The sequence below is a fragment of the Halomonas organivorans genome (assembly GCF_014192055.1).
GTDB lineage: Bacteria > Pseudomonadota > Gammaproteobacteria > Pseudomonadales > Halomonadaceae > Halomonas > Halomonas organivorans.
In genome coordinates, this window is record NZ_JACHXM010000013.1 from 88,976 (window position 1) to 96,932 (window position 7,957).

At 68.3% G+C, this 7,957-nt stretch carries 7 protein-coding genes; 4 read left to right on the forward strand and 3 right to left on the reverse strand.

Annotation, left to right across the window (positions count from 1 at the left end; translation table 11 throughout):
• The first annotated feature begins 205 nt into the window (after positions 1-205).
• From FHR96_RS13480 to FHR96_RS13495, 4 genes are all read left to right on the forward strand, one after another.
• Positions 206-1,696: a SulP family inorganic anion transporter gene (locus tag FHR96_RS13480; RefSeq protein WP_183388205.1), complete on the forward strand. Its 1,491-nt coding sequence runs from the start codon at positions 206-208 to the stop codon at positions 1,694-1,696.
• A gap of 93 nt (positions 1,697-1,789) precedes the next feature.
• A complete protein-coding gene (locus FHR96_RS13485; protein ID WP_183388206.1) occupies positions 1,790-2,644 on the forward strand; it encodes a universal stress protein in 855 nt (284 codons plus the stop codon).
• Between the two features lie 70 nt (positions 2,645-2,714).
• The gene (locus FHR96_RS13490) at positions 2,715-3,899 is read left to right on the forward strand and encodes an MFS transporter (protein WP_183388207.1); all 1,185 of its coding nucleotides are present in this window, start codon (positions 2,715-2,717) and stop codon (positions 3,897-3,899) included.
• Between the two features lie 190 nt (positions 3,900-4,089).
• Complete coding sequence (locus FHR96_RS13495; RefSeq protein ID WP_183388208.1) at positions 4,090-4,452, forward strand: RidA family protein; 363 nt, start codon at positions 4,090-4,092, stop codon at positions 4,450-4,452.
• A 77-nt stretch (positions 4,453-4,529) separates the two neighbouring features.
• Here the strand turns inward: FHR96_RS13495 and FHR96_RS13500 are convergent, their stop codons facing one another.
• From FHR96_RS13500 to FHR96_RS13510, 3 genes are read right to left on the reverse strand one after another with little or no spacing between them, the layout of a single operon-like run.
• Entirely contained in the window at positions 4,530-6,041 is a 1,512-nt protein-coding gene (locus FHR96_RS13500; RefSeq protein ID WP_183388209.1) for a PhnE/PtxC family ABC transporter permease, read from the reverse strand.
• The gene (locus FHR96_RS13505; RefSeq protein WP_183388210.1) at positions 6,038-6,808 is read right to left on the reverse strand and encodes an ATP-binding cassette domain-containing protein; all 771 of its coding nucleotides are present in this window, start codon (positions 6,806-6,808) and stop codon (positions 6,038-6,040) included. Before FHR96_RS13505 ends, FHR96_RS13500 begins: the two co-directional genes overlap by 4 nt.
• A complete protein-coding gene (locus FHR96_RS13510; protein ID WP_183388211.1) occupies positions 6,808-7,662 on the reverse strand; it encodes a putative selenate ABC transporter substrate-binding protein in 855 nt (284 codons plus the stop codon). Before FHR96_RS13510 ends, FHR96_RS13505 begins: the two co-directional genes overlap by 1 nt.
• Positions 7,663-7,957 lie beyond the last annotated feature (295 nt).

Genomic DNA, 7,957 nt, shown 5'->3' on the forward strand with positions numbered 1-7,957 from the left:
CTGGGCGTCCCGCGCCCGCCTTGTACTGCCAGCCTCTTTCGACAAGCGCCACGGCGTTCTACAAGCGCGACGGCATCCTTTACGCGCCACGATGCGTTCGAGACGCCTTGGCCTCGGCATCCCGGCGATGTCGGCAGGGGTGGCGCACGACACGACCCTGACGCGCCTCATTGGCCCAACACACCACACTCGACTGGACCGCAGCATGACTCGATCCCTCAAGCAAGACTGGTTCTCCAACATCAAGGGCGATCTCCTGTCGGGCATCGTCGTCGCCCTGGCGCTGATCCCCGAGGCGATCGCCTTCTCGATCATCGCCGGCGTCGATCCCAAGATCGGCCTCTACGCCTCCTTTTCCATGGCGGTGATCATCGCCTTTGCCGGCGGTCGGCCGGGCATGATCTCGGCGGCCACCGGTGCCATGGCGCTGCTGATGGTCACCCTGGTCAAGGAGCACGGGCTCCAGTATCTGTTCGCCGCCACCCTGCTCACCGGCGCGCTGCAGATCGTTGCCGGCTACCTGCGCCTGGCGGACCTGATGCGCTTCGTCTCGCGCTCGGTGGTGACGGGCTTCGTCAACGCCCTGGCGATCCTGATCTTCATGGCGCAGCTGCCGGAGCTGACCAACGTGACCTGGCATGTGTATGCCATGACCGCGGCGGGGCTGGGCATCATCTACCTGTTCCCCTATGTGCCGGTGATCGGCAAGACGCTGCCGTCGCCGCTGGTGTGTATCCTGGTGCTGACCGCCGTGGCCATGATCACCGGCCTCGACATCAACACCGTGGGTGACATGGGCGAGCTGCCCGATACCCTGCCGGTGTTCCTGTGGCCGGACGTGCCGCTCAACCTCGAGACCCTGTCGATCATCTTCCCCTACGCCATCATGCTCACCGTGGTGGGCCTGCTGGAGTCGATGATGACCGCCACCATCGTCGATGACCTGACCGACACCGAGAGCGACAAGAACCGCGAGTGCAAGGGGCAGGGCCTGGCCAACATCGGCACCGGCCTGCTCGGCGGCATGGCGGGCTGCGCGATGATCGGGCAGTCGGTGATCAACGTGAAGTCCGGCGGCCGCGGTCGCCTCTCCACCCTGTTCGCCGGCGTGATGCTGCTGATCATGGTGGTGTTCCTCTCCGACTGGGTGTCGCAGATTCCCATGGCGGCGCTGGTGGCGGTGATGATCATGGTCTCCATCGGCACCTTCAGCTGGACCTCGATCCGCGACCTGAAGAAGCATCCGCTGTCCACCAACATCGTGATGCTGGCCACCGTGGCGGTCACGGTCAGCACCCATAACCTGGCCATGGGCGTGTTCGTCGGCGTGCTGCTGGCGGCGCTGTTCTTCGCCAACAAGGTCGGCAATATCCTCTACATCGGCGTCGAGGAGGCCGATGCCGGCCAACGTCGCGTCTACAAAGTGGTGGGCCAGGTGTTCTTCGCCTCTTCCGAGCGCTTCGGCCGGGCCTTCGACTTCAAGGAAAGTGTGGAGAAGGTCACCATTGACCTGTCCCGCGCGCACTTCTGGGACATCACCGCCGTCCAGGCCCTGGACCGGGTAGTGATCAAGTTCCGCCGCGAGGGCACCGAGGTCGAACTGATCGGCCTCAACGAGGCGAGCGCCACCATCGTCGACCGCTATGCCATCCACGACGATCCGGCAGCCGTCGAGAAGCTGATGGGCGGCCACTGACCGCTCGCTGCCGGCCGCCCCTGTGACGGGGCGGTCGCGATGGTGTAGAACGAACGGAAGCGACACAATCCACGCCAGCTTCAGGACAGACAGATGACAGAACAGGTGATGGCCGCCATCGACGGCTCGCAGTTTTCCGAAGGCGTCTGCGACTACGCGGCCTGGGCCAGTCTGGCGCTCGAGGCGCCATTGACCTTCCTGCACGTGGTCGACAACCATCCCCAGACCGCCGAGGCGGACCTCTCCGGCAACATCGGACTGGGTTCCCGGGAGCACCTGCTCGAGGAGCTCTCGCAGTTGGACGAGCAGCGCGCCAAGGTCGCCCAGGAGCAGGGCCGGCTGATGCTCAAGGCGGCCAAGGAGCGTGCCGTCGAGGATGGCGTCGGCGAGCCTGGCAGCCGCCAGCGCAACGGTACCCTGGTGGAAACGCTCGCCGAACTGGAGGAGGACATTCGCCTGCTGGTGCTTGGCAAGCGCGGCGGCAGCGCCCATCAGGACAGCGAACACCTGGGGTCCAGTCTCGAGCGGGTGGTGCGCAGCCTGCACCGCCCGATCCTGATGGTGCCGGAGACCTTCCAGCGTCCGCAGAAGGTGATGATCGCCTTCGATGGCAGCAACACTACCCGCAAGGGCGTCGAGCTGCTGGCCCGCAGCCCGCTGTTCAGCGGCATTCCCTGCCATGTGGTGATCGTCGGCGCCGAGACCGGCGACAACCGTTCCCAGCTCGACTGGGCGCTTTCCACCCTGCGCGAGGCCGGCCACGAGGCCGAGGGCGCGATTCGTGCCGGCGACGTGGAGGAGACGCTGCGCGTCTACAAGGAACAGCACGACATCGACCTGGTGGTGATGGGCGCCTACGGCCACTCGCGGATTCGCCATCTGCTGGTGGGGAGTACCACCACCGCGATGCTGCGTCGGGCCAGCGTGCCGGTGCTGCTGCTGCGCTGAGCCGCGTTTCGCTCGTTCGGGCCCTGCCATGGCGGGGCCTTTTTGTGTCACCCCGTTCAGGGAGAACCCCATGAGCTATCGCACCCTGCTGAAGGACCATCGGGGACTGCTGGGCATCGCCTTTCTGGCGATGTTCTCGTCGAGCCTGGGCCAGAGCTTCTTCATCGGCCTCTTCCAGGCCCCGATCGCCGAACGGCTCGGCTTCAGCGCCGGAGAGTTCGGCACCGCCTATTCGCTGGTCACCCTGGTCGCCGGTTTCGCCGTGCTGCGCCTGGGGCCCAGCATCGACTGGGTGGCGCCGCGTCGCTTCGCCCTGGCGATCCTGTCGGCGCTGGGCATCGGCATCCTGCTGCTGACCGCCTCGCCCTGGTGGCCGCTCGGCGTGCTGGGCCTGGGGCTGGTGCGGCTTTGCGGACAGGGCATGATGAGCCACCTCGGCAATACCCTGGCCGGGCGCGAGTTCGAGGCCCTGCGCGGCCGGGCCCTGGGACTCGCCGGCATGGGGCTGATGCTCGGCGAAACCCTGCTGCCGCCGCTGGTCGCGGGGCTGCTGGTGTGGCTCGGCTGGCGCGAGCTGTGGTGGGCGCTCGCCGCGGGGCTTGCCGTGCTGTGGGGCATGTCGCTATGGGCCGCCCCCTGGCCGTCGGCACCGCGCACGCGGCCGGAGCGGGGGGCGGCATCGCGGGGGCCGAGGCCGTTTCGCGACGCGCGCTTCTGGCGCCTGCTGCCGTTGCTGATGACGCTGCCGGTCGCCATGACCGGGCTGTTCATCTACCAGGCGCAGCTGACCTCGGCCATGGACAGCTCGCTGGCGGTGTATTCGCTGGCGCTGACCGGCATGGGCCTGGCCAAGCTGCCCGGGGCGCTGCTTGGCGGCCACTGGGTGGATCGCCTGGGGCCGGTGCGCCTGGCCCGGCTCTACCTGCTGCCCTTCGCCCTCGGGCTGGTGCTGGCCCTCACCCAGGGCGGCCCGCTGGCGGTCTGGGCGTTGATGGTCGGCGGCGGGCTGGCGATGGGCTCACAGGAGTCCATTGCCACCAGCCTGCTGGTGCGCCTCTGGGGGCCCGAGAACCTGGGGCGGGTGCGGGCCACCCTGAGCGCGGCCATGGTCTTCTCCACCGGCATCGCTCCCGCGGTGCTGGGCGTGGCCCTGGACCTGGGGGCCTCCTTTTCGCTGGTCCTGGCGGGCATGCTGGCGCTGTTGATCGGCGGCTGGTGGCTGGCCCAGGGCGTGCTGCGCCAGGCGGTGGCGTAGCCGGCGACGGGACCGCGTCACTTGGGTGATGTCAGGCAGGGGTTGGGTGGTCGTTTATCCTGCATGTATGAAAAATATAAATTTATCTTCCTGTTTAAATGCATACATTTGAAATATTTACACGATGTATTGTCGATCTCCTGGGGTAATATCATGCCCCCGTTCTCTTTCATCGTCAGGAGCGATCCCCATGACCATCCAGCGACATGATACCAAGGCGCGCATGAGCCGCGCCGTGATCCACAACGGTGTGGCCTACCTGTGCGGTCAGGTGGCCGGCCCCGAGGCACGCCAGGGCGACATCACCGAGCAGACCGAGAGCATGCTGGCCCGTGTGGACGCCCTGCTGGCCGAGATCGGTTCCGACCGCGAGCACTTGCTCAGCGCCACCGTCTACCTCAAGGACGGCGGCGACGTGGCGGCCATGAACGCGGTCTGGGACGCCTGGGTGCCCGAGGGTCATGCACCGGCCCGGACTTGCGTCTGTGCGCCGATGCCCTCCGATGAGCTCAAGGTGGAAGTGACCGTCACCGCCCTGGTGAAGGACGCCTGAGCCGGTCGTCGACCGAGCCCCGGCAAGCAAAAGGCCGACGCATGGTGCGTCGGCCTTTTTCGTTGCCCTAACGGCAATCAGCGCAGACAAGGGTCCTCGAGCGGTGCCTCCCGGGGCCTGAGCCGTCGAGACAGCGAGTCCACGGCGATGTTGAGCCCGGCGGTCACCAGCAGCAGGAAGGCAGCCACGTCGAACATCAGGTACTGGAAGTTCTCGTCGATGTAGTAGCCCAGGGTGGCGATGCCCAGCATGCCGAGGATTGCCGTCTCGCGCAGGATCACCTCGGCGCGATAGTAGAGCAGTGCCAGCAGGCTGGGATAGATCCGTGGCAGCAGCTCGTAGGCCAGTCGGCCCGAGGCCGGCAGCCCCGGCATGCCGGGCTCCAGGGCGTCGGCATGGCGGGCGGCCAGGAAGGCGATCAGCGCGCCGTTGTGCAGCGCCAGCGCCAGCCAGGCGGGCAGCAGCGAGGGGCCGAGCAGCAGCAGGAAGACGAAGGCCAGCATCAGCTCCGGCGTCGAGCGCAACAGGATCAGCAGCCCACGGCCGGCCAGCCGGCTCGCCGGATTGCCGAAGTGGCGGCTGGCCAGCGGCCACAGGGCCATGGCCACCAGCAGTGCGCCGACGGTGCCGAGCAGGGCCAGCAGTAGAGTATTGCCGATGGCCGGGCCGAGATCCGGGATACTGGCGAACCACTCGACCAGCCCGGCCCAGTCGCCCGCGAGCAGCGGCGCGGGCCACAGGTCCTGGCTGACGAAGCGCCACAGCAGTCCGCCATCCACCGCCGGCCATGGGCCGAGCAGGAAGGCGCCGCCGATGATCAGCAGCGGCACCAGCCGCCGGTGGCTCCACCAGGGCAGGGTGGCGATCAGCAGGTAGAAGCACCACAGCAGGGCGCCGGCTTCCGGGTAGCGGCCTTCGCGGAAGGCGGTCTCGAGCTGGAAGCCCAGCGTCGGCAGGCCGACGAAGCCCAGCAGCACGCTGGCGCGCAGGCCGCATTCGAAGCGGTAGCGGGTATAGGCGGCGAGCTGGGTCCAGGCCAGCGGCAGTTCGGCGTAGAGAAACCGCGACAGTCGGCCGACCCCGGGAGGCAGGGCGTCGGCTGGCGCGCGTGGGGTCTGCTCGAGGATCTCGGCGAACACCTTGGCGAAGATGCCGGCATAGGGAATCGCCAGCGCCGCCAGGGCGGTCAGCGCCGAGAGGCCGAAGACCTGCAGGAACAGCAGCGCCCAGAACAGCTCGTGGATGGCCCGCACGAAGGCGCAGCCGGCCCGCACCAGCCGCGAGCGGGTGAACACCAGCGCCAGGGGAAAGCCCAGCACCACCCCGGCCAGCGTGCCCCACAGCGCCACCGACACGGTCAGCCCTAACGCACGGAAGGGCGATTCCACGCCGGCGAAGTCCGGCCAGGCCAGGCCCTGGAGCATGCGGCCGAGCTCCGTCCACGGGTCGCGGGTCACCACCGACAGGTCGGCCAGCGGCAGCAGCAGCACGGCCAGTGCCACCAGCGTCAGGGTGTGGCGGGCCAGGCGCGGTCCCGTGGCACGGCCGGCCAGCCAGGCCGGTCGGCGGGGCAGGGTGGCCTCGCTCATGCGCGTCCCCGGGAGCAGGGCAGGGCCTCCGGCGAGGGCGCTGCCGGCTCGGCGTCGTGGCGATCGGTGCCCGACGACGTTGCCTCGGCATCGGGATAGAGAGCGTCGAGATCGGCGAGGCTCAGCGCCGAGGCCGGGGCATCGATGGCCAGCCGGCCGTCGCGCAGGCCCCACACGCGATCGAAGTGGGAGAGGGCCAGCTCGCGCTGGTGCAGGGCGACCACGGTGGTGGCGTGGCGCTCCTCTATCAGCCCCAGCAGGCGCAGGGCCTGATGCGGGTCGACGCTGGCCACCGGTTCGTCGCCGAGGAACACTTCACGGCCCTGGTAAAGCGCCCGGGCGATGGCGGTGCGCTGGCGCTGGCCGCCGGACAGCTGGCCCACGGGGCGACGCATCAGTCCCTCCAGGCCGAGCAGTTCGCACAGTTCCGTCACTTCGCGCCAGGGGCCGCGCAGCGGGCGCACCAGGTTCCACAGGTTGGCCAGCGCCGAGCGTTCGGCGAGCCGCCCCATGTAGACGTTGTGGTAGACCGCGAGCCCCGGCACGAGGCCATGGTGCTGGGGACACCAGGCGGCGGTGGCGCCGAGCCGGGCGCGCAGGGCGGCCAGCAGCGTCGACTTGCCGGCGCCGCTGGGGCCGAGCAGGGCAATACGCTCGCCGCGTGCCAGGCGCAGACTCAGGCCCGGCAGCACCACCTGCGACCCGTGGCCCAGGTCGACGCCGTCCAGGGCCAGCAGGGTCTCGTGCGTGTGTTCTGTCGGCGCCATCAGCGCAGCAGGCCGAGCTCTTCCGCCACGTTCTCGATCGGCGCGTACATGGCGTTGTCGGCGGGAATGAAGGCCGAACGCGGGAAGCTGTCGAGGAGTTCCGGGTTCTTCATCTCGAGCAGGGCCTTGCGCACCTCGTCGGAGAAGCCTTCGCCGAAGCGCTCGTCGGCGTCGCCGCGCAGCGTCCACTGGTAGTCCGGGTAGGTCGGGGTGGACCAGATCACCTGTACCTGATCGGTGTCGACGCGTCCGTCCTCCACCGCGGCATCCCACACCGCATAGTTGACCGCGCCCAACTGGTAGGTGCCGGCCTCGACCAGCGCGATGGTGCGCGAGTGGTCGCCGGAGAAACCGACCCGCGAGAAGATCTCGTCCGGGGCTTCGCTGAAGCGCTGGCGCAGATAGTAGTCGGGCATCAGGCGGCCGGAGGTGGAGGTCCGCGAGCCGAAGGTGAAGCTCATGTCCTCGACGGCATCGGGAAGCTCGTCGCCGGCTTCCAGGCCGGTGGATTCGTGGGCAATGAAGTAGGTCTTGAAGGCGGCGTCCTCGGCGCCCTGGGCGAGCGCCCGGGAGCCCGGTACCAGGCGACGCGCCTGGACGCCGGAGAGGCCGCCGAACCAGGCCAGCTGAACCTGGTCGTTGCGGAAGGCGGTGACCGCGGCGCCATAGGACTTCACCGGCACATACTCCACTTCGACGCCCAGCCGCTCCTCGAGGTAGTCCGCCACCTTGGAGAAGCGTTCGACCAGGCGCGACTGGTCCTCATCGGGAATGGCGGTAAAGCGGAAGGTATCGGCCGCCGCACCCTGGGCGAACAGGGCGAAGGCGGCGGCGGAAGCGGCGATCCAGCGCATGGGTGGTCTCCAGGAAAGAATCGAAAGGGGTATTGTTGTTCCTCGTGCAGGGCCTGGCAAGTCCGTCGGTCGGGGACTATTGGACCAAAGGAGCATGACGCGCCGCCGTCAAGGCGCTAGACTTCGCGTATAAATGTCAGACATTTTGCCGGCGCCATGCCGGTGTCCCATTCTCTCGAGCCAGGAGCCATGTCATGCACGCCCTCACGCTCGCCTCCTTCCTGTTCTTCACGGGACTGGTGGCCTTCCTTACCTGGCGGATTACCCGCCGCGACGACCACTCGAGCACCAGCGG